General features: G+C 67.4%; 21 protein-coding genes and 1 other RNA gene. 10 read left to right on the top strand and 12 right to left on the bottom strand.

Annotated elements, in window-relative coordinates:
- Positions 1–6: 6 nt before the first annotated feature.
- Both D5084_RS02430 and mbfA read right to left on the bottom strand, forming a co-directional pair.
- Complete coding sequence (locus D5084_RS02430) at positions 7–702, bottom strand: nitroreductase family protein (protein WP_128513920.1); 696 nt, start codon at positions 700–702, stop codon at positions 7–9.
- Positions 702–1,703, bottom strand: a complete 1,002-nt coding sequence (gene mbfA, locus D5084_RS02425; RefSeq protein ID WP_238382497.1) for an iron exporter MbfA — start codon at positions 1,701–1,703, stop codon at positions 702–704. The genes D5084_RS02430 and mbfA overlap by 1 nt, the downstream gene beginning before the upstream one ends.
- Before the next feature lie 130 nt (positions 1,704–1,833).
- Here mbfA and D5084_RS18230 point away from each other — a divergent pair, with 130 nt between their 5' ends.
- Both D5084_RS18230 and D5084_RS02420 read left to right on the top strand, forming a co-directional pair.
- Positions 1,834–2,007, top strand: a complete 174-nt coding sequence (locus D5084_RS18230) for a hypothetical protein (RefSeq protein WP_155523088.1) — start codon at positions 1,834–1,836, stop codon at positions 2,005–2,007.
- Positions 2,008–2,066: 59 nt separating this feature from the next.
- Positions 2,067–2,693: a TetR/AcrR family transcriptional regulator gene (locus tag D5084_RS02420; RefSeq protein WP_128513918.1), complete on the top strand. Its 627-nt coding sequence runs from the start codon at positions 2,067–2,069 to the stop codon at positions 2,691–2,693.
- A gap of 55 nt (positions 2,694–2,748) precedes the next feature.
- Here the strand turns inward: D5084_RS02420 and D5084_RS02415 are convergent, their stop codons facing one another.
- Both D5084_RS02415 and accD read right to left on the bottom strand, forming a co-directional pair.
- On the bottom strand, positions 2,749–3,987 hold the full coding sequence (locus D5084_RS02415; RefSeq protein ID WP_435532655.1) for a bifunctional folylpolyglutamate synthase/dihydrofolate synthase: 1,239 nt from the start codon (positions 3,985–3,987) through the stop codon (positions 2,749–2,751).
- A gap of 29 nt (positions 3,988–4,016) precedes the next feature.
- On the bottom strand, positions 4,017–4,937 hold the full coding sequence (gene accD / locus D5084_RS02410; RefSeq protein ID WP_128513916.1) for an acetyl-CoA carboxylase, carboxyltransferase subunit beta: 921 nt from the start codon (positions 4,935–4,937) through the stop codon (positions 4,017–4,019).
- Positions 4,938–5,077: 140 nt separating this feature from the next.
- Here accD and D5084_RS02405 point away from each other — a divergent pair, with 140 nt between their 5' ends.
- Positions 5,078–5,869: a cytochrome b/b6 domain-containing protein gene (locus D5084_RS02405; protein WP_128513915.1), complete on the top strand. Its 792-nt coding sequence runs from the start codon at positions 5,078–5,080 to the stop codon at positions 5,867–5,869.
- A complete protein-coding gene (locus D5084_RS02400) occupies positions 5,862–6,626 on the top strand; it encodes a molybdopterin-dependent oxidoreductase (protein WP_128513914.1) in 765 nt (254 codons plus the stop codon). The genes D5084_RS02405 and D5084_RS02400 overlap by 8 nt, the downstream gene beginning before the upstream one ends.
- Before the next feature lie 54 nt (positions 6,627–6,680).
- Here D5084_RS02400 and map read toward each other — a convergent pair whose 3' ends face one another.
- Positions 6,681–7,490 carry a type I methionyl aminopeptidase gene (map, locus tag D5084_RS02395; protein ID WP_128513913.1) on the bottom strand — a complete coding sequence of 270 codons (810 nt, stop codon included), beginning with the start codon at positions 7,488–7,490 and terminating at the stop codon, positions 6,681–6,683.
- A gap of 115 nt (positions 7,491–7,605) precedes the next feature.
- On the opposite strand from map, the gene D5084_RS02390 reads away from it, so the two are divergent.
- Genes D5084_RS02390 through D5084_RS02380 form a run of 3 tightly spaced genes read left to right on the top strand, consistent with a single transcriptional unit; the run spans position 7,606 to position 10,008 of the window.
- On the top strand, positions 7,606–8,325 hold the full coding sequence (locus D5084_RS02390) for a competence/damage-inducible protein A (protein WP_128513912.1): 720 nt from the start codon (positions 7,606–7,608) through the stop codon (positions 8,323–8,325).
- Positions 8,326–8,336: 11 nt separating this feature from the next.
- Positions 8,337–9,032 carry a GNAT family N-acetyltransferase gene (locus D5084_RS02385; protein WP_435532654.1) on the top strand — a complete coding sequence of 232 codons (696 nt, stop codon included), beginning with the start codon at positions 8,337–8,339 and terminating at the stop codon, positions 9,030–9,032.
- A gap of 19 nt (positions 9,033–9,051) precedes the next feature.
- Positions 9,052–10,008 (top strand): OmpA family protein, encoded by a 957-nt coding sequence (locus D5084_RS02380; protein WP_128513910.1) that lies wholly within the window; start codon positions 9,052–9,054, stop codon positions 10,006–10,008.
- 54 nt (positions 10,009–10,062) lie between these two features.
- Here D5084_RS02380 and D5084_RS02375 read toward each other — a convergent pair whose 3' ends face one another.
- Complete coding sequence (locus tag D5084_RS02375; protein ID WP_128513909.1) at positions 10,063–10,968, bottom strand: LysR family transcriptional regulator; 906 nt, start codon at positions 10,966–10,968, stop codon at positions 10,063–10,065.
- Between the two features lie 368 nt (positions 10,969–11,336).
- On the opposite strand from D5084_RS02375, the gene D5084_RS02370 reads away from it, so the two are divergent.
- Positions 11,337–11,597 (top strand): EF-hand domain-containing protein, encoded by a 261-nt coding sequence (locus tag D5084_RS02370; protein ID WP_128513908.1) that lies wholly within the window; start codon positions 11,337–11,339, stop codon positions 11,595–11,597.
- A gap of 76 nt (positions 11,598–11,673) precedes the next feature.
- Here the strand turns inward: D5084_RS02370 and D5084_RS02365 are convergent, their stop codons facing one another.
- Both D5084_RS02365 and D5084_RS02360 read right to left on the bottom strand, forming a co-directional pair.
- Positions 11,674–13,698: an NADPH-dependent 2,4-dienoyl-CoA reductase gene (locus D5084_RS02365; protein ID WP_128513907.1), complete on the bottom strand. Its 2,025-nt coding sequence runs from the start codon at positions 13,696–13,698 to the stop codon at positions 11,674–11,676.
- A 104-nt stretch (positions 13,699–13,802) separates the two neighbouring features.
- Positions 13,803–15,176, bottom strand: coding sequence for a M24 family metallopeptidase (locus D5084_RS02360; RefSeq protein WP_128513906.1), 1,374 nt, complete (start codon positions 15,174–15,176; stop codon positions 13,803–13,805).
- 149 nt (positions 15,177–15,325) lie between these two features.
- Between D5084_RS02360 and ffs the strand changes: the two genes are divergently transcribed.
- Positions 15,326–15,422: signal recognition particle sRNA small type (ffs, locus tag D5084_RS02355), an RNA gene on the top strand.
- Between the two features lie 350 nt (positions 15,423–15,772).
- Here the strand turns inward: ffs and D5084_RS02350 are convergent.
- Genes D5084_RS02350 through D5084_RS02340 form a run of 3 tightly spaced genes read right to left on the bottom strand, consistent with a single transcriptional unit; the run spans position 15,773 to position 19,069 of the window.
- The gene (locus D5084_RS02350) at positions 15,773–16,942 is read right to left on the bottom strand and encodes an ABC transporter permease (RefSeq protein ID WP_128513905.1); all 1,170 of its coding nucleotides are present in this window, start codon (positions 16,940–16,942) and stop codon (positions 15,773–15,775) included.
- Positions 16,939–18,090, bottom strand: a complete 1,152-nt coding sequence (locus D5084_RS02345) for an ABC transporter permease (RefSeq protein WP_128513904.1) — start codon at positions 18,088–18,090, stop codon at positions 16,939–16,941. Before D5084_RS02345 ends, D5084_RS02350 begins: the two co-directional genes overlap by 4 nt.
- 4 nt (positions 18,091–18,094) lie before the next feature.
- Positions 18,095–19,069 carry an HlyD family secretion protein gene (locus D5084_RS02340; RefSeq protein WP_202910023.1) on the bottom strand — a complete coding sequence of 325 codons (975 nt, stop codon included), beginning with the start codon at positions 19,067–19,069 and terminating at the stop codon, positions 18,095–18,097.
- A gap of 564 nt (positions 19,070–19,633) precedes the next feature.
- Here D5084_RS02340 and D5084_RS02335 point away from each other — a divergent pair.
- A complete protein-coding gene (locus D5084_RS02335) occupies positions 19,634–20,191 on the top strand; it encodes a DinB family protein (protein WP_128513902.1) in 558 nt (185 codons plus the stop codon).
- On the opposite strand, the gene D5084_RS02330 is transcribed toward D5084_RS02335, so the two are convergent.
- The gene (locus D5084_RS02330; protein ID WP_128513901.1) at positions 20,188–21,054 is read right to left on the bottom strand and encodes an alpha/beta hydrolase family protein; all 867 of its coding nucleotides are present in this window, start codon (positions 21,052–21,054) and stop codon (positions 20,188–20,190) included. The two genes, D5084_RS02335 and D5084_RS02330, sit on opposite strands and share 4 nt — an antisense overlap.
- Between the last annotated feature and the right edge of the window lie 20 nt (positions 21,055–21,074).

Raw genomic sequence — 21,074 nt, 5'->3', positions numbered from 1 at the left:
CCCGGGTCAGGCGCGGAATACCGTGAGAATCTGATCCAGAGGCTTTTTCCGCTTGGCGACTTCCGGCACGGTGGCGGTCTCTGCGGGATAGCCGACCGGCAGGATCATCACCGGCTTTTCATGGTCTGGTCGCCCGCACAGCGGCCCGAGGAACTTCATCGGGTTCGGCGTGTGTTCCAGGCAGACCAGCCCGGCGTGGTGGATCGCGGTAATCAGCATGCCCGTGGCGATGCCGACGCTTTCCGGGACATAGTAGTTCTTGTAGCGCGTCCCGTCCGTCGTCATCCCGTAGCGCTGTGCAAAGACCACGATCAGCCAGGGCGCATCGGTCAGGTGCGGCTTCGACACGCCGGTGCCGATCGGCTCCAGCGCGGCCAGCCATTCGTCGCCCGCGCCGCCGGAATAGAAGGCGCGCTCTTCCTCCTCGGCGCCTTCACGGATGCGGGCCTTCATCGCCGGGTCGCTGATCGCCACGAAATGCCAAGGCTGATGGTTCGCCCCCGAGGGCGCCGTGCCCGCCGCTGCGATGCAGGCCGCGATCACCGCTTCGGGCACCGGACGGGTGGAATAGTCGCGCACGGAATGGCGCTTCTTCATGTAGGCCAGGAACTCGGTCGCTGCCGCCAGCGCGCCGGCATCGTCCCGCTGGACGCGGTCCGGCAGTGGCAGCGCCTGATACCGGACCTCACCCTTGCGATACATCAGCCGCCCCCGATCAGCACCCCTGCGGCAAACACCAGAGCACCGCCAAGCACGACCTGCAAGGCCGCGCGGACGAACGGGGTTTCCATGTAGCGGTTCTGGATCCAGGCGATGGCCCAGAGCTCGACGAAGACGACGATCATCGCGATTGTCGTGGCGGTCCAGAAATCGGGGATCAGGTAGGGCAGCGCGTGGCCAAGGCCGCCGATCGTCGTCATCACGCCCGAGGCGATGCCGCGCTTCAAAGGCGACCCCCGGCCCGAGAGGACGCCATCGTCATGCGCGGCCTCGGTGAAGCCCATCGAGATCCCGGCACCGACCGATGCGGCCGAGCCGACGAGGAAAGTCGTCCAGGTGTTCTGCGTCGCAAAGGCGGTCGCGAAGATCGGCGCGAGGGTGGAGACCGAGCCGTCCATCAGGCCCGCAAGGCCCGGCTGGACCCAGGTCAGGATGAACTGACGCTTGGCGGTCTGGTCCTCGTCGCTGCGGGCATCCGGCGAAAGGTGCTTTTCCTCCAGCCGCTGGGCATGGCGTTCATGCCCGGCTTCGGCGGCTGCCAGATCGCCCAGAAGCTTGCGTGTCGCGGCATCCTGGGTGCGGGCGGCAGCGCGGACGTAGAAGTCATGCGCCGTCTTCTCCATCGTCGCCGCCTCGCCGCGCATCGTCTCCAGCGAAAGGTTCTGCGACAGCCAGACGGGACGGCGCGCGTAGAAGCCTGCAACGTGTTCGCGCCGGATAAGGGGGATCACCTCACCGAACCGCGCCCGGTGCAGGTCGATCAGGCGCTGACGGTGGCCGTCTTCCTCGACCGCCATGCCGTCGAAGACCGCCGCCGAGGCCGGAAAGTCCTTGCGCAGGCGTTCGGCAAAGCTGCGATAGATGCGGGCGTCGTCCTCTTCCGAGGAAATCGCCAGCGCCAGAACCTCTTGTTCGGACAGGTCGGCAAAGCGGCGGCGGAAGGTCAGGGAGGATAGCAAGGCGGGCCTCGTTTCTGGAATCATTCTAATCTAGCAGCGGTAACGGCCTGCGCAATGCGATAAACTGAACTGACAAGTTCAAAATTGGCTTGCAAAACTGAACCGCGAAGTTTAGATGAAAATCTGAACCGAGCGGTTCAGAATGGAGATCGGAATGAAACGCATCACCCTTGTTCTTGTCGCCTCTCTGTCGCTTGCGGCGCCCGTTGCCGCGCAGTCGCTGAGCATCCTGTTGCCGACGCTGACCTTCCCGTCCGACCCGGTCACAAGTTCGACCAAAGGCTGCGTCGCCCCTGTGACCAGCACCACCTGCCAGCCGGCCGAGTGACCTTCGCTTTGCTTGCCGCGCCCGACCGCGATGATCTATGGTCCGGTCCGGGGGGACCGATGAACGCAATCCACGATCACGGGGTCAGGCGCGGCAGGAAGTTCGACCAGGTGCTGGAAGGCGCCAGGAAGATCTTCATGCGCGACGGGTTCGAGCGCGCCTCGGTCGATGACATCGCGCGCGAGGCGGGCGTGTCGAAGGCGACGATCTATGCCTATTTCCCCGACAAGCAGCTTCTGTTCCTGGAAGTCGCGCGCTGCGAATGCCACCGCCAGACCGAAGAGGCCGAGGCGATGGTGGAAGGCGACGTCCCGGTGCGGGTGGCGCTGACCATCGCGGCGGAACGGATCGTCGCCTTCCTGCTGTCGGACTTCGGGCAAAGGATGTTCCGCATCGTGGTCGGAGAAGGCGAACGGTTTCCGGGGCTTGGACGGCAGTTCTACGACTTCGGGCCGGGGCTGATCCATCAGCGGCTGGTCCATCACCTGGGCTGCCATGTGCAGTCGGGCGCCTTGCGGATCGACGACCTGGACCTTGCCGCCGACCAGTTCGCGCAGCTGTGCAAGGCGACGATCCACGAGAAGCTGATCTTCGGCATGGCCGAGACGATCACGCCGGACCTGGCGCATCGCACTGTGCACGGCGCGGTGGACATGTTCCTGGCGCGCTATGGGGTGAACGGCTGAGGTTGGGCGCAAAAGTTTTCGAAAACTTTTGCAAAATCCTTCGAAGGATTTTGGGCTACCCGTTCTCGCGGAGAACGGTCCCCGCCAAATAGAGCGAGCCGCAGATCAGCACCCGTGCCTCGGGCGTGCGGGCGGCAATGTCGGCCAGAGCCTCGGCCACGGACCCCGCAGCGACCGCCTCGATCCCGACCGCGCGGGCGGCATCGCGGGTGGCTTCGGCGGGCAGCGTGTTCTTCTCGCCCGGGATCGACACGGCGTGCAGCTGCGTCACCTGCGGGGCCAGCGGGCGCATGTATCCGGTCACGTCCTTGGTGTTCAGCATCCCGCAGATCAGATGCGTCTCGCGCCGCGGCATCCGGGCCAGCGTTGCGGCCACCGCCTCGCCCCCCGCCGGGTTGTGGCCGCCGTCAAGCCAGAGTTCCACCCGAGGGGCAAGGTCCACCAGCGGCCCCTGCCGCAGGCGCTGCATCCGGGCAGGCCAGAAGGCGCGGGTCACCGCCGCCTCGCAAGCCGCCTCGTCCCGGCCCAGAAGCCGCAGGGCCGCGATGGCTGCGCCGGCGTTCTGCACCTGATGCGGGCCGGGCAGGTTCGGCAGGGGCAGGTCGAGAAGCCCGTTCTCGTCCTGATAGACCAGCCGCCCGCGTTCCTCCCAGACGGTCCAGTGCTGGCCGAAAACCCGGAGCGGAGCGCCCATCGCGGCCGCCTTCGCCTCGATCACCGCCAGCCCGTCGGGATGCTGCGGCCCGACGATGACCGGCACGCCACGCTTGATGATCCCGGCCTTTTCACCGGCGATCTTGGCGATGGTGTCGCCGAGATAGGCTTCGTGGTCCATGCTGACCGGGGTGATGATCGTCAGCCGGGGCCTTTCCACCACATTCGTCGCGTCCAGCCGGCCGCCCAGACCAACCTCCAGCAGCGTCCAGTCGGCGGGAACGCGGGCAAAGGCCAGGAAGGCCGCGCAGGTGGTGATTTCGAAGAAGGTGATCTCGTCCGGCCCGTTCGCCGTGACGCATTCGTCCAGAAGCGCGGTCAGCGCGGGTTCCGAGATGAGTTCGCCCGCCAGCCGGATGCGTTCGTGAAAGCGCGCAAGATGCGGCGAGGTGTAGGCGTGGACGCGGTCGCCGCCCGCTTCAAGCCCCGCGCGGATCATCGCCTGGGTCGAGCCCTTGCCATTCGTTCCGGCGATGTGGACGACCGGCGGAAGCGAGCGTTCCGGGTTGCCAAGGGCCGCCAGCAGCCGCTCGACGCGCGCCAGGGTCAGGTCGATGACCTTGGGATGCAGCGTCATCATCCGGTCGAGGATGACGTCAGACGGTGTCGTCACGCTTTGGGTTCCGCGGGCCTCGGCGCCTTCGGCTCGGCCGGCGAGGGCAGGTCGCCCTTGATCGCCGGGGGCTGGCCGGTCAGCATGCGGATCAACGTCACCAGCTCTTCCTTCATCGCCTTGCGGTGCACGACGCGGTCAAGCATCCCGTGGTCCAGCAGGTATTCGGCGCGCTGAAAGCCTTCGGGGAGCTTTTCGCGGATGGTCTGTTCGATGACACGCGCGCCCGCAAAGCCGATCTGGGCGTTGGGTTCGGCGATCTGGATATCGCCCAGCATGGCATAGCTGGCCGTGACCCCGCCCGTCGTCGGGTGGGTCAGGACGACGATATAGGGCTGCCCCGCCTCTTTCAGCATCTGCACCGCCACGGTCGTGCGCGGCATCTGCATCAGGGACAGCATCCCCTCCTGCATCCGCGCCCCGCCGCTGGCCGAAAAGAGCACCAGCGGGCGCTTCAGTTTCACTGCCCGTTCGGCCGCCGCGATGATGGCGTTGCCGACATACATGCCCATGGACCCGGCCATGAAGCTGAAGTCCTGCGCGGCGGCGACGATGGGGGTGCGGTTGATCTCGCCCTCGGCCACCAGCATCGCGTCCTTCTGGCCACTGGCCTTCTGGGCGGCCTTGAGGCGGTCGGTGTATTTCTTCTGGTCGCGGAAATTCAGCGGATCGACCAGGGCCTCGGGCACCTTCACCTCGGTATAGATGCCGCCGTCGAACAGCGCGTCAAAGCGTTCGCGCGGGCTGATCGTCATGTGATGATCGCAGGTGCCGCAGACGTTCAGGTTCGCCGCCAGCTCGCGGTGGAACAGCATCGTCCCGCATTCGGGGCACTTCGTCCAAAGGTTCTCGGGCACCTCGCGGCGCGAGAACAGCGAGTTGATCTTCGGGCGGACGTAGTTGGTGATCCAGTTCATGCCGTGCCATTAGCCCCTTCGGTCAGCTTCCCGAGATAAGCCCCACCGGGCGGAAATGCAATCAGCGCAGGATCGCACGCCCGGGTGAAACTTCTGCGTCGGCGGCCCGTTGCTTCCGGGCAGAGAGAAGAGGGATCGCCATGCCGCAAGGACCGCTTGTCTACCGCCAGCGCCTTCCGACCCGGATCACGCATTGGCTCTGGGCCGTCAGCCTGTTCTTCCTGATGCTGACCGGGTTGCAGATTTTCAACGCGCATCCCAGCCTGCATATCGGCAAGGAGGCGGGGTTCGACTATGACAACGCCATCCTGACGATCGACGCGGTCGAGAAGGACGGGGCCTTGCGTGGCGTGACGCGGGTTTTCGGGGCCGAGTTCGACACCACGGGGTTTCTGGGCGCATCGAACGGCGAGGCGCGGGCCTTCCTGGCGGCGCTGACGATCCCGTCGAAGCCGAGCCTTGCGACGGGCCGGGTGATCCATTTCTTCTTTGCCTGGGTGCTGGTGGGCACGATGGCGGTCTGGCTGGCGGCGTCGGCGCTGAACGGGCACCTGCGCCAGCTGCTCCCGACCCGGGCCGACCTGCGCGCCCTGCCCCGCGACATCGCCGACCACGCGCGCCTGCGGTTTCATCTCTCGGCCGAGTACACCGTGCTGCAAAAGCTGGCCTATGCCTCGGTCCTGTTCGTGGCGCTGCCGCTGATGATCCTGACCGGGCTTTCCATGTCCCCCGGCTTCAACGCCGCCGCGCCCTGGCTTCCGGACCTGTTCCAGGGCCGCCAGACCGCGCGGACGATCCATTTCCTGACCATGGTCGCGCTGGTGGGCTTCTTCGCCGTCCACATGGCGATGATCCTGCTGGCGGGCCCCCTGAACGAGATGCGGTCGATCCTGACCGGCTGGTATCGCACGGAGGAAGGCAAGGATGCTTGACCGCCGCAAACTGCTCCTCGGCTCTGCCGCCCTCGCCCTGTCCGGCTGCAAGGTGTTCGACAGCGCGACCGACCGCGACAGCGCCTTGCGCAATCTGTTCGCCAGCCACGAGGGCCTGACCCGCGCCGCCCAGCGCGCGGTAATCGGCGACCGGCTTGCGCCCGAGTTCTCGGAGGCCGACATCCGCCAGGGGCAGCGCCCGAACGGGTCGGTGAACCCGGACGGGGCGGAGTATCGGCGCATGGCGGGCACGGGATTCCGGGACTACCGGCTGACCGTGACCGGACTGGTCGACCGCCCGCAAAGCCTGTCGCTGGCGAACCTGACCGCGCTGCCCTCGCGCACGCAGATCACCCGGCACGATTGCGTCGAGGGCTGGAGTTGCATCGCCAAATGGCAGGGCGTTCCGCTGGGCACGGTGCTGAAGCTGGCACAGCCGAGGCTGGCCGCACGTTATGCCGTGTTCCAGTGCTTCGATGCCATCGAACGCAGCCTGTCGGGAGAGGTGTTCTATTACGAAAGCATCGACCTGATCGACGCCTTCCATCCCCAGACGATCCTCGCCTACGGCATGAACGGGGCACCCCTGCCGGTGGCCAACGGCGCGCCATTGCGGCTGCGGGTGGAACGTCAGCTGGGCTACAAGATGGCGAAATATGTCCATACCATCGAACTGGTGGACAATCTTGCCGCGCTGGGTTCGGGCAACGGCAGCTATTGGGCCGACCGAGGCTATGAGTGGTACGCGGGGATCTGAGGTCCCAAATTTCTTCGAAGAAATTTGCAAAATCCTTCGAAGGATTTTGGCCCCTTACCCCCAGGTCGGGTGGAACTTGCCGGCGGGCGACAAGGTGAAGATCTCGCAGCCCGTGGCCGTGACGCCCACCGAATGTTCGAACTGCGCCGACAGCGACTTGTCCCGCGTCACCGCCGTCCAGTCGTCGGCAAGCACCTTCGTCTCGGGCCGGCCCAGGTTCACCATCGGCTCGATGGTGAAGAACATGCCTTCCTCCAGCACCGGACCCGAGCCCGCGCGGCCATAGTGCAGCACGTTCGGGGGCGCATGGAACACCCGGCCGAGGCCGTGGCCGCAGAAGTCGCGCACCACGCTCATCCGCTGCGCCTCGACATAGGACTGGATCGCATGACCGATGTCGCCGAAGGTATTGCCCGGCTTCACCGCCGCAATCCCGCGCATCAGGCCCTCATGCGTGACCTCGATCAGCCGCTCCGCCTTGCGTGCCAGCTGGCCTGCCACATACATGCGGCTGGTGTCGCCATACCAGCCGTCCACGATCACCGTGACATCGACGTTCAGGATATCGCCGTCCATGAGCACCTTCGGCCCCGGAATCCCGTGGCAGACGACATGGTTCACGCTGATGCAGGAGGCGTGCTTGTAGCCCTTGTAGCCGATGGTGGCCGAGGTCACGCCACGCCGCCGGATTTCCTCGGTGATGAAGTCGTCGATGGCAGCCGTCGTCGTGCCCGGAACCACCAGAGGCGCCACGGCGTCGAGGATCTCGGCCGCGACTCGACCGGCCTTGCGCATGCCCGCAAAGTCCGCATCCTCGTAGATGCGGATACCGTCCTTGGTGATGCGGGCGCGGATGTGGTCCAATTCGGCTCTCCTGCGATCTACATAATAATCCTGTGCGGAAATGGCCAGAGGCCGGGGTTTGAAACGGCGCGCCCGGGGGCTATACCCGACCCATCAACCCCGTGCGGAGACCGCCATGTCCAACCCGACAGCCGCAATTCTGGTGATCGGCGACGAAATCCTGTCAGGCCGCACCCGTGATTCGAACCTGCATTTCCTGGCCCAGGAGCTGACCCGCATCGGCATCGCCCTGCGCGAGGCCCGCATCGTCGGCGATGTCCACGCCGAGATCGTCGAGGCCGTCCGCGCCCTGTCCGGCAAGTACACCCATGTCTTCACCTCCGGCGGGATCGGTCCGACCCATGACGACATCACCGCCGATGCCGTCGCCGAAGCGATGGGCGCCGCGATCGGCCACCGCGCCGATGCGATGGCGCTGCTTCAGGCGCATTACGACCGGGCGGGCCTGCCCTTCAACGAGGCGCGGCAGCGCATGGCCCGCATCCCGGAGGGCGCGACGCTGATCGACAATCCGGTCTCGACCGCTCCGGGCTTTACCATCGGCAATGTGCATGTGATGGCGGGCGTCCCGAAGATCTTCGAGGCGATGGTCGCCAGCGTCCTGCCCAAGCTGACCGGAGGCCCGCCGCTTCTGTCGCAGTCCTTGCGCGTGAACCGGGGCGAAGGCGAGATCGCCGCCGAGTTCGGCGCGCTGGCGGCAGAGTTTCCCGACCTGTCGATGGGGTCCTACCCCTTCATCCAGAACGGCGCGCATGGGACCAACCTGGTGATCCGCGGCACGGATCCCGGTCGTCTTGACGCAGCCATGGTCCGACTGACGCGGCTCTTCGGATGATCCCCGAGTCGCTGGCCCCGGCTCTTCTGGCTGAAGTGATGGAGGCGACCTGGCCCCCGGCCGGCACGCGCCGTCTTGGCCCCTTCACACTGCGCGAGGGCGCGGGGGGCGGCAAGCGGGTCTCGGCCGCCAGTTGCGACGGCCCCTTTGCCGAGGCCGAACTGGACGCCGCCGAGGCCGCGATGGCCGAGCCGCTGATGCTGGTGCGCGAGGCCGACGCGGCGCTGGACGCCGCCCTTGGCCGTCGCGGCTGGCGCGTGATCGACCCGGTGGTGGCCTATGCCGCGCCGGTCGCGGCGTTGACCGCCGATCTGCCCCCGCTTGCCGCCTTTCCGCACTGGCCGCCGCTGGAGATCGCCCGCGCGATCTGGGCCGAGGGCGGCATCGGGCCGGCCCGGATCGCGGTGATGGATCGGGTGCAGGGGCCGAAGGCCGTGCTTCTGGCCCGGACGGGCGACCGCCCCGCCGGGGTGGCCTTTGTCGCCTGCCACGGGTCCGAGGCGATGCTCCACGCGCTTGAGGTCCGCCCCGAACAGCGCCGCAGGGGCGCGGGGCGGACGCTGCTGCACGCGGCGGCCAACTGGGCCGCCTCCGAAGGCGCCACCCGGCTGTCGCTGGTCGTCACCCGGCAGAACGCCGCTGCCCGTGCGCTGTATGATCGCCTTGGCATGCGGGTTGTGGGACAGTATCACTATCGAATGAAATGATCGCGGAAAGCGACGGGCAGTGCCGAAGGCCATCTTCCTTGTTCTGATGCAGATGCTGGCGACGCCGGTCGTCGCGCTGACGCTGGACCTTCCGGCCCAAGTGCTGGGCGAGGAGAGCCGCCGCGAGGTGCCGGGCAGCTATGCCCTGCCGGTCGCCGCCTTCGACGGCTCGACCGTGCCCTCGCGCGTGGTCGAAGGGGCGCTGGACCAGCGCGCCTACCGGCTTGGCAGTGAGGGCGCGACGACGCTGGCCCTGCTTGCCCCCCTGCGTGACCAGGTGACGGCGGCGGGCTACGAGATCGTGTTCGAATGCGACTCCCGCAATTGCGGCGGCTTTGACTTCCGCTTCGGCACCGAGGTGATGCCCGAGCCGGACATGCATGTCGATCTGTCCGATTACCGCTTTCTGTCCGCCGTCAAGGGCAAGGAGGCCGTCTCGATCCTGGTCAGCCGCAGCCGAAGTGCAGGCTATGTCCAGATCACCCGGGTCACAGAGGCCCCGCTGACCACCGCGCCGACCGCCGGCACACCCGCGACCGAGATCGACCTTCCCGACGAAGTCGTCGCCCCGATCGCCGCCGCCACTGTGCCAGGGGCCAGCGGGATCGGGCAGGCGCTGGATCAGGTCGGCGTCGCGGTGCTGGACGATCTGGTCTTTGCCAGTGGCTCGGCCAGCCTGGCCGAGGGCGACTATGCCTCGCTTGCCGCCGTGGCGGCCTGGCTGAAGGCCAATCCCGACGGCACCGTGGCGCTGGTCGGACATACCGATGCTTCGGGCAGCCTGGCCGGGAACATCGCCCTGTCGCAACGCCGCGCCGAAGCAGTGGCCGAGGCGCTGATCAAGACCCACGGTGCGGACCCCGCCCGGGTGATCGCAAAGGGCGTGGGCTTTCTGGCACCGCGCGCCACGAACCGGACCGAAGAGGGTCGGCAGAAAAACAGGCGGGTCGAAGTGGTTGTCACTTCGACCCGTTGACGACCGAGAGGGGGACAATTGGCCGTCAGCAGTTCCGGAACCTGACGGAGCGGATCACCAGTTGTCGGGACCCTTGTCGGCATAGCGCCGCGCGAGGAAGTCGATGAAGGCGCGGACCTTCGGCTGGGTGAACCGGCCCGGCGGATAGACCGCATAGATCCCCAGCACTTCGGTCGGCAGCCCGGGAATCGCCTCTTCGACCAGGCCCTGACGCATGGCGTCGGCATAAAGGAACGACGGCAGATAGGCGATGCCAAGGCCCGAGATCGCCGCGTTCAGCAGGCTTTGCCCGTCGTTCACCGTCAGCCATCCGACCGAGCGCACCTGCCGCTTTTCACCCGAGGGCGCGGTGATCTTCCAGACATTGCCGTTGGCCTGATTCGAATAGTGCAGCAGCTTGTGGTCGTTCAGATCGTCGATCTTCTGCGGCCGCCCGAACCGCTGGAAATACGAGGGCGAGCCGATCATCCGCTTGGTCGTCTCGGTCAGCTTGCGGGCGCGCAGCGACGAATCCTCCAGCTCGCCCACGCGAATCGCCATGTCGAAGCCTTCGGAGATCAGTTCGACATAGCGGTTGTTCAGGACCATGTTCACCGTGATGTCGGGATATTCCAGCAGGAAATCCCCGAGAATTGGCGAGAGCAGATTCACCCCGAAATCGGTGGCCACCGACACGCGCAACAGGCCCGAAGGCGCGGACTGCATCGACGTCACAAGCGCATCGGCCTCGCCCGCGTCGTTCAGCACGCGACGGGCCCGATCGTAATAGGCAAGACCGATCTCGGTCGGGCTGACGCGGCGGGTGGTGCGGTTCAACAGGCGCGCGCCCAGCCGGGCCTCAAGCGCCGAGACATGTTTCGAGACGGCAGACTTGGAAATCCCCATCTTCTTGGCTGCATCGGTGAAGCCGCCCTGGTCCACCACCGTGGCAAAGGCCTCCATCTCTGTCAGTCGATCCATAGTGTCCTCTTGGGAACAATCACGCCGTTTGTGACAGACAGGTTTCACAAGGAAATCGGGCAGGATGGCGGCAATCGCGCGACCGATCCGGGGTATTGTGGGGGATCGTTCAAGGCGGGGAAACGACTTGCGGCCCCCTTGCATCGGCAAGCCTTCGCCTGAAAGGTGCATTTCCCTGCGCAAGGAAAGGGACGGCCTGCCTGCATCGGCGGGAAAATGTTCGCCAACATACCGTTGAACGGCAACAAAGCGTTATCGAAAAGCCAGATTCGCCCTCGTCTATGGAACATTCTTCCAGAACCGCCTAGCTACTCCTCGGGGCGGGAAAACCCGCACCATGCACTCTGAAGTAGAAGAAGGAGACTTCCATGAAACGCATCGCAATCCTGCTTGCCCCCATGGCCCTTGCAACCGCCGCCCTGGCCCAGGCCACGCTTCCCGAGGTCGCCGACGCGGATGGCAACGGCAGCTGGTCGCTGGTCGAGCTTCAGGCGGTCTGGACGGACCTTTCCGAAGACGGGTTCAAGGCCATCGACACGAACGCTGACGGCGGCGTGGACCAGACCGAACTGCAGACCGCGCTGGACAATGGCGTGATTGCCCTGCCCAAGGCGTCGTCGGGCGGCTGACGCGAAACCTCGCCGGTGACTTCGTCTCCTCCTCGCCCCCCCGGCGAGGAGGGGCGAAGTCACCGACGAGCCGTGACTACAGCCTGGCTGCCAGGCGCGCGGCCTGATCGATCGCGCGCTTGGCATCCAGTTCCGCCGCCACATCGGCCCCGCCGATCCGATGGTGGGGGATGCCGCGCCGGTCCAGTTCCGTGCCGAGCCCGCGTTCCGGCTCTTGCCCCGCGCACAGCACCACGGCATCGACCGCAAGAAGCTCCGGCTGCGTGCGGTCCGGCCCGTGGCTGATCCACAGCCCTTCGGGCGTGATGCGTTCGTAGTTCACCCCGCCCTGCATCCGGACCCGTTTCATGGCAAGGCTCGCCCGGTGGATCCAGCCCGTGGTCTTGCCCAGGCCCCGGCCCGGCTTTTCCGCCTTGCGCTGCAACAGATACACCTCGCGCGCGGGCGGGTGCGGTTTCGGCCCCTCGGGGCTCAGCCCGCCGCGATCCTGCCATGGCGCCGACACGCCCCATTCCGCGCGCCAGAGACCGGGGTCAAGCGTCGGGCTGACGCCTTCGTGCACCAAGGTCTCGGCCACGTCGAAGCCGATCCCGCCCGCACCGACCACGGCCACCCGTCGCCCCACCGGGGCGCCGGTCAGCACGTCGATATAGGACAGGACCTTCGCCCCCGGCTCGACCGGAATCCCCGGATCGCGCGGGGTGACGCCGGTGGCGATGACCACCTCGTCAAAGCCCGCCACGTCGTCGGCCGTGGCCTCGTGCCCCAGCCGCAAGGTGATCCGCGGAGCGGTCAGCATGGTCGCGAACCAGTCCACAAGCCCATGGAATTCCTCTTTCCCCGGCACCTGTTTCGCCAGGTTCAACTGACCGCCCACCCGACCGGCCTTGTCGAACAGCGTCACCTCGTGACCCCGCCCCGCCGCCACGATGGCCGCCATCATGCCCGCCGGCCCCGCACCCACGACCGCCACGCGCTTCGGCGTCTCGGCGGGCGCATAGACCAGCTCGGTCTCATGGCAGGCGCGCGGGTTGACGAGGCACGAGGTCAGCTTGCCGCTGAACGTATGGTCCAGGCAGGCCTGGTTGCAGGCGATGCAGGGCGCGATCTCGCGCGCGCGCCCGCTGGCCGCCTTCGCGATGAAATCGGCATCCGCCAGCCAGGGCCGCGCCATCGACACCATGTCCGCCGCCCCCATCGCCAGCAGCCTTTCCGCCACCTCGGGCGCGTTGATCCGGTTCGAGGTGATGACCGGAATCCCCACCTCGGGCCGCAGCCGCGCGGTCAGATCGGCAAATCCTGCGCGGGGGACCGAGGTCGCAATCGTCGGCACCCGCGCCTCGTGCCAGCCGATCCCGGTGTTGAGGCAGGACGCCCCCGCCGCCTCCACCGCCCTGGCCAGCGTGACCACCTCGTCCCAGGTCGAGCCGTCCGGCACCAGGTCGATCAGCGAGATGCGGTAGATCAGCACCGCCCCCGGCCCCATCGCCGCGCGCACCCGGCGCACCACCTCGACCGGCAGGCGCATCCGGTTCTCGTAGGACCCGCCCCAGCCGTCGGTCCGGCGGTTGGTGTGGGTGACCAGGAACTGGTTCAAGAAATACCCCTCGGACCCCATCACCTCGACGCCGTCATAGCCTGCCTCGATGGCGCGCGCGGCGGCTGTAGCGATGTCGCTGATCTGCTTCTCGATCCCCTCCTCATCCAGTTCGCGCGGCGGGAAGGGGGAAATCGGCGACTTGATGGCCGAGGGCGCCACGCAGTCCTTGCCGTAGGCATAGCGCCCGGCGTGCAGGATCTGCATGGCGATCCGCCCGCCCTCGGCATGGACGGCATCGGTCACGCGCCGGTGGTTGGCGATGTCGGTGGCGGAAAACAGCCCCGCCGCGCCGGGGAACACCCCGCCCTCGCGGTTGGGCGCCATGCCGCCGGTGACGATCAGCCCCGCCCCGCCGCGCGCCCGCGCCGCATAGAAGGCCGCGACGCGGCCCCAGTCGCCCGTCTCCTCCAGCCCCGTGTGCATCGAGCCCATCAGGCTGCGGTTTCGCAGCGTCACCCCCGACAGCGTGATTGGCGACAGCAGATGCGGATAGTGGGTCATGCGGGCCTCCCTTGCGGGGCGCAGAATGGCGAAGCGCGGGCGCGGCGTCACCCGGAACGCAACGTAACATCGGGTGCTCCCCCCGGTGGGACGGGTCGGCTGGCCTAAAGCACCACGACCTGCGCCGGGTCCAGCAGCCAGGGCGCGATGATCCCGCAGGTGTCGGCAAGCGGCAACAGGCTGTCGGGCACGTCCATGCCGATCACCCGGGTCATGAACGCAGCCCGCGCCGCGCAACGGCGGACGAGATTGGGATGCCGCCGCGCCAGCTCCTCGCGCAGGGCGTCGTCGGCGATGACATAGCCGTCCTCCATCCGGGTCGAGCCCCAGGCCGGATGCGCCGGGATCACGTCCATCTGCATCGCCATGCCCGAGGCAAGCGGGATCCCCGACCCCGGCATGATCGGCGAGGACATCCATTCGTCCAGCCCGATCAGATGGCCGGGGTTCAGCGTGATGCCGAAATGGGCCGGCAGGCGGTCGTGGATCATCGCCCAGACCGCGCCCCCCGCCACGCCGGGCCGCATCATCGCGCACCAGTCCGACATGGCCTGCGCATAGGGAAACACGAACTCTTCCAGATAGCCCGCCGCGCCGGGGGGCAGGTCGTCCGGCCCCCGCGCCATCCAGCCCGCCCGGCAGATGTTCGACCCCCAATGCGCGATGTTGAAACTGGCGGGCACTCCGCGCCGGATCCGGTCCCCCACCGGCCCCGACAGCCCCGGCGTGTCGCCCATCGCAAAGGTGACATGACAGCCCAGCGGCAGCCCGCCGATCCGCGCGGCCTCGACCGCGGCGAAATCGGTCATGCCCTCCTGCAGGGCAAACACCATCCGCTTCAGCGCCGAGGCGGCCATGTGGTTCGAAAACTCCAAACGGGCGATGTCGTCCGCGCCGACCCGGGCGCGCAGGCCATGGGCGGGATGCATGAAAAGTGCAGTCGCGTTTTCCACCCGCCCCGCCCGGTCGCGCAGCGGGTCGGCCAGAAATGCCGGGACGTCCAGCGCCAGGGCAGGGTCGGCACCCGGCGGCAGTTCGTCGGCCCCGTACCACTTCCACCCCACCGCGCCCACGGTCGCGCCGGGGGGAATGACCTCGTCCAGCCAGTCCCACAGCCGCCTTGACCCGCGCGGCTGGCTGGGCAGCGACAGGGACGCGCAAAGCCCGGTCCGCACCCGCCCCGCCGCGACCAGCGGCGAGACGGCGGCATAGGCCAGGCACTCGTTCCCCGCGAGCAAGAGCGCATCGCCCGCCGTCACGACCAGCACCGCCTCTTCGAAGCGCGGATCGAAGCCGGTCAGCCAGTGCAGGTTGGCCGCATGTTCCCGGTCGCCATAGATCACCAGCGCCGCATATCCCGCCCGCAGCATCGCCTCCCGGACGACCGCCAGCCGCGCCTCGGCCTCCTGTGGCGCAAAGGCGGGCGGCAGGTCGGGCGTTCCGTTGTCCGGCCAGTCCAGGCGTTGCAGTCTGGTCATGTCATCCCCTCCGCTGCGCCGCGCGCGTCGCGCCCTGTATGGCTTCACGCGACCGCCCCCCGAGGAGGCCACGAAGTGAACGACGAGGCAAGCCTTGCGCGAAGAGCGAGTTCCTTGCGAATCCCGTCGCCCCCGCCTATATGACCTGCGAGAGGTTGGCGCGGGCAGGCGCCTCGCCAACCCGGTCAGGTCCGGAAGGAAGCAGCCGTAACGAGCCCCGCTTGGGTCGTTGTCCAGCCTCTCACCCCCCTCTTTTGGCGTGCCTGCCACTCTCGGTCCGTGGTTCAGCATGGTCTGCGCATGTGGTGCAGGCCGCAGGTTTCGCCGCACCTGTTGTGCGACGTGCAGCGGTCCTCATGGTCGCTCAGCTCGGTCGGTCAGGTTCGGGTCATGCAGAGGCAGGCGGCCGGCAAGCGAAGGAGGACTTCGCCAGGCGAAGATATTGCTCTCGGGGTCGTGGTTCAGAAGATACTTGAGGCTCTCCCGGGCCAAAGCGCCTCGTTGTCCTGGTTGATTTCTACCATGTCTGGGCTGCGAGAGCCCTGCTTTGCATCTTGTGCGCCGCGCAAAGCACGCGGCTCATGCAAGATGCCGCTTCATCGGGACGAGTTGCCACTTGCGGCGGGCTCCTCACAGGCAGTGGGCGTATGTTGTGCCGCGCTGCGGGTCTCGACTGCAAGGACGATGAGGCCCAGCCCGCCCGCGAGCGCCCAGAGGTGCCACAGGACGGGCGCGATCTGGGGCAAGGTCGCGCCCATTTGCGTCACCCGCACCAGCCCGTCGATCGCCGGTGTGGACGGGATCAGTTGCGCCAGAGCGTTCAGATGCGCCGGGATCGCCTCAACCGGCCAGGCAAAGCCGGACAGGAAGAAGAAGGGCAGGCCCGTCGCCAGCAGCACGACCTGCACGACCTCGCTGCGTCGGAACAGCGCAGCCACCAGCTGCGCCAGAAAACCGGCAGCCAGCACGAAGGGCAGGCCCAGCATTGTCAGCGTCCCGGGCCCGCCCAGGATCGGCAGGCCGTAGAGCACCGGCAGCACGATCAGATAGAGCGGCAGCAGCCCTGCCCATATCGTCAGCCATGCCGCCGCTCGTCCCAGCAGGCGCCAGACCGGATGCCCAGGCAGCGGCCTTCGCCGCGTCGCGGCCAGGGCCAGGCCCATCATCATGGTCTGCTGCAGGATCAGCACGAAAGCCGCGGGCAGCACATAGGTTGCATAGCCTGCGGCGGGGTTGAACAGCGGCACCTCGATCTGGTTGGCCGGGCTGACCTGCGCAAGGGCGACCGCGCGAGGCGTGCCGTGGGCGATGAGGCGGCCAGCCTCGATTTCGGCGCCCAGCTGGCGCAGGGGAACGGCAGCGCCCTGCATCACCCGCTGATACATCAGAAAATAACTGGCATCGGCATACAGCGCGACGGGGCTTTGATCGCCGCGCAGCAGGGCGCGTTCGAACCCGTCGGGAATCAGCATCACGCCAAAGGCGCGGCGTTCATGGACCAGCCGTGTGGCCTCGACCATGTCGGGGGCGTCATGGGTCAGGGCGACGGCCTCGGAGGCGTCCACCCGGCGTGCCAATTCGGCCGAGGCGGTGGTGCGATCCTGATCGACAAGCACCACGGGCACGTCGCGCAGCAGTTCGGCCCGATAGGGGAGCGGATAGATCAGCGCGTAGATGACCAGCGCCAGAAGAACGATCGACCGCACCTGCCTGTCGCCGAGGACCGCATGCAGCTCGGCCCGGAAGGCGGTGGAAAGCTCGCTCATGCTTGGGCCTCCAGCCGGGACAGGCGCGAGAGCTGCGTCAGGACCAGCGCGGCCAGCACCCCTGCGATCACGGCCAGCCACAGGACCGACACCGCAGATATGTCCAGAGGTGTCGCCCGCAGCGACTGGTCGATGCGCAGTTGCACATACCAGGTGCCGGGAATCGCCGCGCCCCAGGCCTGTGCCAGGGGGGACATCGCCTCGCGCGGGAAACCCAGCCCCATGAAGCCGAAGGCTGGCGCTGTGATGATCGCGATCAGGCTGGCGGCCCGCCCCATGTCGCGGCCGAGAATGAAGGCCAGCGCACCGATCATCTGTGAGGCCAGCACGAACAGGACCGCGCCCGATGCCATCAGCCACAACGATCCGCGCAGGGGCACTGCCAGCCAGCCATAAAGCGCCACATCCGACAGTCCCAGGATCAGCAGGAAGATGATCGTGTAGGGCAGAACCTTGCCCAGCATCGCCGGCAGAATGCCCCCAGCCATGCGCATCAGCACGCGCTGATGCCGACCGGTCCCGAAATCCAGCGAGACCGCATAGGCTGTCGCGGCGGCGGCGATGATCTGCAACACCGTGGGGATCAGCGCGGCCAGCAGGAAATGCACATAGTCGAAGGCCGGGTTGAACAGCGCATGCGCCTGCAACGGAATGGGCTGCAGGCTGACCGTGGCCTGCACAGGGGACTCACCCTGGCTTTGGCGCACCGACAGGCGCAGCCCGGTCAGCGCCGCGTCGATGGCGTTGCGGGCGCCTCGCGCGACCATCGTCCCGGCGCTCATGTGCTGGTTGTCGTAGAAGGTGACGATCTCGGGGCGCTCGCCCCGGATGATGTCGCGCTCCAGGTCCGGCGGCATCAGCACCGCACCACGCACCGCACCCGAGACGATCAGCGACCGCGCCTCTGACAGATCGGAAGCGCGATGGGTCACGGTCAGCTCGGGGGCGGCGTCCAGCATCCGCGTTACGGCGCGCGAAAGGTCCGAGCGGTCGAGGTCGATCACCGCCACCGCCATGCCGGTGGCAATCCCCGCGCGAAAGATTCCCCCCAGCACCAGCAGCATCACCAGCGGCAGCACCACGACAAGCCCCGCCAGCGCAGGGCGGCGCGGCAGCAGGCGGAACTCGCGCGCCATGACGGCCAACATGGCCCTAGCGGTCCAGTTGGATGAGAGCGGACATGCCGGGGCGCAGGTCCTTCAAGGGCCGGACCGGGCGGGCGCGCAGTTCGAAGCTGCGCAAGTCGAAATCGCCCGTCGCGCGAGTGGCGCGCCAGCTGGCGAACTGGCCTTGGACATTGATCAAGGTGATCTCGGCCTCGGTCTCGACATCCAGCGCGGGGACGCGGACGGTCAGCCGGTCGCCCACGGCCAGCCCCGGCAGCAGATCCTCGCGCAGGTTGAAGGTGAACCAGGCCTGATCCAGATCGACGATGGTGAAGATCGGCGTGCCGGGGCCGATATTCTCGCCCAGCTCGATGTTGCGGCCCGAAATCTCTCCCGTCATCGGCGCGAATATCTCCAGCTCGTCCAGATCGGCCTGGCGTTGCGCCAATGTGGCCTCTGCCTGGGCGACCTGTGCGTTGGCGACCTCGCGCTCCTCTGGAGAGGCGCCGGCACGGGCAAGGTCCAGTTGCGCCTGGGCAGCCGCGACACGGCTGGCGGCGGCGTCGAGGTTGCGCTTCGACTGATCCAGCGCTGCCTGCGCACGCACGCCCTGTTCCGACAGGCCTCTGTCGCGCGCCAGCTGTTCCTCGGCCAAGCGCAGATCGGCTTGGGCTGCGGCCAGCTCCGCTTCGCGGGCGCGGATCAGCTCGGGCCGAGTGGCGATCATGGCGGCCGCGGAGGCGCGCGCGACGCGGAGGCCGGAGGCGGCGGCCGCATGGGCAGCGACCAGCTGCGGGTTCGACAACTTCGCAAGGCTCTGGCCCTCTTCGACGCGCTGGCCAAGATCGGCCTCGATCCTCATGACGCGACCCGAGATTCGGGCCGAGACATCGACACGCGGCGCCGCGACCTCACCCTGGATCAGCAAGGGCCCCGGGCGGGTCGCCCACCAGACCGCGGCGATTACCAGCGCCACCAGAAGGGCCAAGACCGCAAAGGGTAAGAAAGGTTTGCGGGACATCTCTGTAGACTTCATGAATGCGGTCCCTGATGGTCAACTGGCTGCACGATACGCTGCGAGCGCGAAGAGAACAATTTCATTATGCCCCTGAACTTGGGGATGGCTGCGCGGCTGACGGCGACGGGTGTCCCGCCAGGCAGATGCTGCCTCATCAGTCCAGATACGCATGACACTATGGATAAAAGCACAGCTTCAGTGCCAGGAAAGCCGGGCTGCGGCGCTTTTCCTCGTGTGACTCTCCGCTTTGATAGATCGCTCTCTCAGCGATGGGAGCGGAGGATTCGACCATCCCCGACCGGCTGGGGCTGAAAGTACCTCTTTCATGTTCGGCTTGGGTATCGAGGACATCGGTCGATCACGAGGTCCCAAGGTTCAACGCACAAGTCCCACCCGACCTCTCTGATACCACCACGCTCAGGGTCAGCATCGCTTTGGAGCCACATGCGTTTCTTCCGGCACCCCTTGCAGGCTCCTATTCCGGCATACAGCCTTTCGGAGTGCGTGGTTCTTCTGCCGGGCCCGGGATACCAGGCTCTGCTACAATGCTCGGAAATGGGGCTGCGCATGACCGATTCCCTTCGCATCTTCCGCAAACTGGCCCAGGCCAATCTGCTGGCCAATGCGCGGCTGCACCGGGCCTGCGCTGCGCTGGACCCGGCCGAGCTGACCGCCGCGCGCCCGTCCTTCTTCGGCTCGATCCAGAAAACGCTGAACCATATCCTGATGGTGGATCGCTTCTACCTGAACGCGCTTCTGGGCCGCCCGCTGGACACCGCCTGGCTCGACGCAGCGGATTCCTGTCCCGACCTGCCCACCCTGGCCGCATGGCAGACCGACAGCGATCGCGCCCTCTTGGCGCATGTCGAAAGCCTGACACCCGATGCTCTTGTCGAGATCGTCGCCATCGACCGGGCCGCGCGGGTTCAGCACGACCGCCGCGACGACATCCTGTCGCATCTCTTTCAGCACCAGACCCATCACCGCGGACAGGTGCACGGGATGCTGTCGGCAACCCCGGTCAAGCCGCCGCAGCTGGACGAATTCATCGTGGGCGACGACCACCCGGCCCGGGCCGAGGACATGCACCTTGTCGGCTGGTCCGAAGCCGAGCTGATGCGCTAATCCAGGATCGCGGGCCACAGCACCGCGTTGCGGCGGCTGAAGGGTGGGATGTGGCCGATGCTCGCCAGCCCGAAATCGGCGGGGCGCAGGACCTTCTGCTCCTTCATCGCCTCGGGATACAGCGCCCTTGCCCGCCAAACGGCCTCGGGCGGGACCAGATCGTCATCCGCCACCGCGATCATCCGCAGCCGCGCCGTCACGCGCGCGGGATCGGGCAGGGGCAGGGTGCGGCCGACGTCGCTCAGATGCCAGCCGCGCGTGGTGCACCAGCGCCGCCAGTCTTCATACACCCCGCGCGGCAGGTCGGCGCCAAGCCCGATCATGCGGCCCGGCAGATAGCCCGCCACCGCCGCCAGGGCACGCACCGGCGGCGACCAGAAGGCCCGCGCCTTCCACTGATAGCGCCAGGGATGGTCGCTGACATGCGTCAACCCGGCGCCGATGGCGATCGCGCGGCTGACCCGCTCCATCGCCGGATGCCAGCCCAGCCACAGCCCGCCGACGGAATGTCCCAGCACCCACAGGGGCGTATCAGGATACATCCGCGCCAGGGCCGCCAGCGCCGCCGCCTGATCCAGCCGCCCCCAGTCGGCCAGCGTGGCCTTCGACCCCCGCATCGGACGGCGCAGCGAGGCACCGAAATCGCGGTAGTCGTAGGTCAGGACGGCAAGGTGCCGCTCGGCCGCCGCCCATTCCGCAAAGCCGCGATAGAACCGCGCCGGGGCGCCGGTTGCGCCATGCAGCACCAGGGCCGCGCGCGGCGTGCCCTTCGGTCGGGTGATCCGCCCCCGCAACACCGCGCCATCGCTGCGGATGTCCAGGTCTTCCGCGTCAATGTCTGCCTGCCTGGTTGCGTCCAGCATCTCCCGCCCTCGCCAGCATT

The sequence above is a fragment of the Tabrizicola thermarum genome, assembly GCF_003574395.1.
GTDB classification, from domain to species: Bacteria; Pseudomonadota; Alphaproteobacteria; order Rhodobacterales; family Rhodobacteraceae; genus Tabrizicola; species Tabrizicola thermarum.
This window is presented reverse-complemented; position numbering and strand designations above follow the sequence as displayed.

Bases quoted from the DNA above. Each gene is read 5' to 3' on its own strand.
- D5084_RS02375 (WP_128513909.1), bottom strand. From the start codon at position 10,968: ATGGATCGACTGACAGAGATGGAGGCCTTTGCCACGGTGGTGGACCAG.
- D5084_RS02330 (WP_128513901.1), bottom strand. From the start codon at position 21,054: ATGCTGGACGCAACCAGGCAGGCAGACATTGACGCGGAAGACCTGGAC.
- D5084_RS18230 (WP_155523088.1), top strand. From the start codon at position 1,834: ATGAAACGCATCACCCTTGTTCTTGTCGCCTCTCTGTCGCTTGCGGCG.
- D5084_RS02390 (WP_128513912.1), top strand. From the start codon at position 7,606: ATGTCCAACCCGACAGCCGCAATTCTGGTGATCGGCGACGAAATCCTG.
- mbfA (WP_238382497.1), bottom strand. From the start codon at position 1,703: ATGATTCCAGAAACGAGGCCCGCCTTGCTATCCTCCCTGACCTTCCGC.
- D5084_RS02415 (WP_435532655.1), bottom strand. From the start codon at position 3,987: ATGATGACGCTGCATCCCAAGGTCATCGACCTGACCCTGGCGCGCGTC.
- D5084_RS02340 (WP_202910023.1), bottom strand. From the start codon at position 19,069: ATGTCCCGCAAACCTTTCTTACCCTTTGCGGTCTTGGCCCTTCTGGTG.
- D5084_RS02335 (WP_128513902.1), top strand. From the start codon at position 19,634: ATGACCGATTCCCTTCGCATCTTCCGCAAACTGGCCCAGGCCAATCTG.
- D5084_RS02370 (WP_128513908.1), top strand. From the start codon at position 11,337: ATGAAACGCATCGCAATCCTGCTTGCCCCCATGGCCCTTGCAACCGCC.
- accD (WP_128513916.1), bottom strand. From the start codon at position 4,937: ATGAACTGGATCACCAACTACGTCCGCCCGAAGATCAACTCGCTGTTC.
- D5084_RS02345 (WP_128513904.1), bottom strand. From the start codon at position 18,090: ATGTTGGCCGTCATGGCGCGCGAGTTCCGCCTGCTGCCGCGCCGCCCT.
- D5084_RS02360 (WP_128513906.1), bottom strand. From the start codon at position 15,176: ATGACCAGACTGCAACGCCTGGACTGGCCGGACAACGGAACGCCCGAC.
- D5084_RS02405 (WP_128513915.1), top strand. From the start codon at position 5,078: ATGCCGCAAGGACCGCTTGTCTACCGCCAGCGCCTTCCGACCCGGATC.
- D5084_RS02365 (WP_128513907.1), bottom strand. From the start codon at position 13,698: ATGACCCACTATCCGCATCTGCTGTCGCCAATCACGCTGTCGGGGGTG.
- D5084_RS02430 (WP_128513920.1), bottom strand. From the start codon at position 702: ATGTATCGCAAGGGTGAGGTCCGGTATCAGGCGCTGCCACTGCCGGAC.
- D5084_RS02420 (WP_128513918.1), top strand. From the start codon at position 2,067: ATGAACGCAATCCACGATCACGGGGTCAGGCGCGGCAGGAAGTTCGAC.
- D5084_RS02400 (WP_128513914.1), top strand. From the start codon at position 5,862: ATGCTTGACCGCCGCAAACTGCTCCTCGGCTCTGCCGCCCTCGCCCTG.
- D5084_RS02350 (WP_128513905.1), bottom strand. From the start codon at position 16,942: ATGAGCGAGCTTTCCACCGCCTTCCGGGCCGAGCTGCATGCGGTCCTC.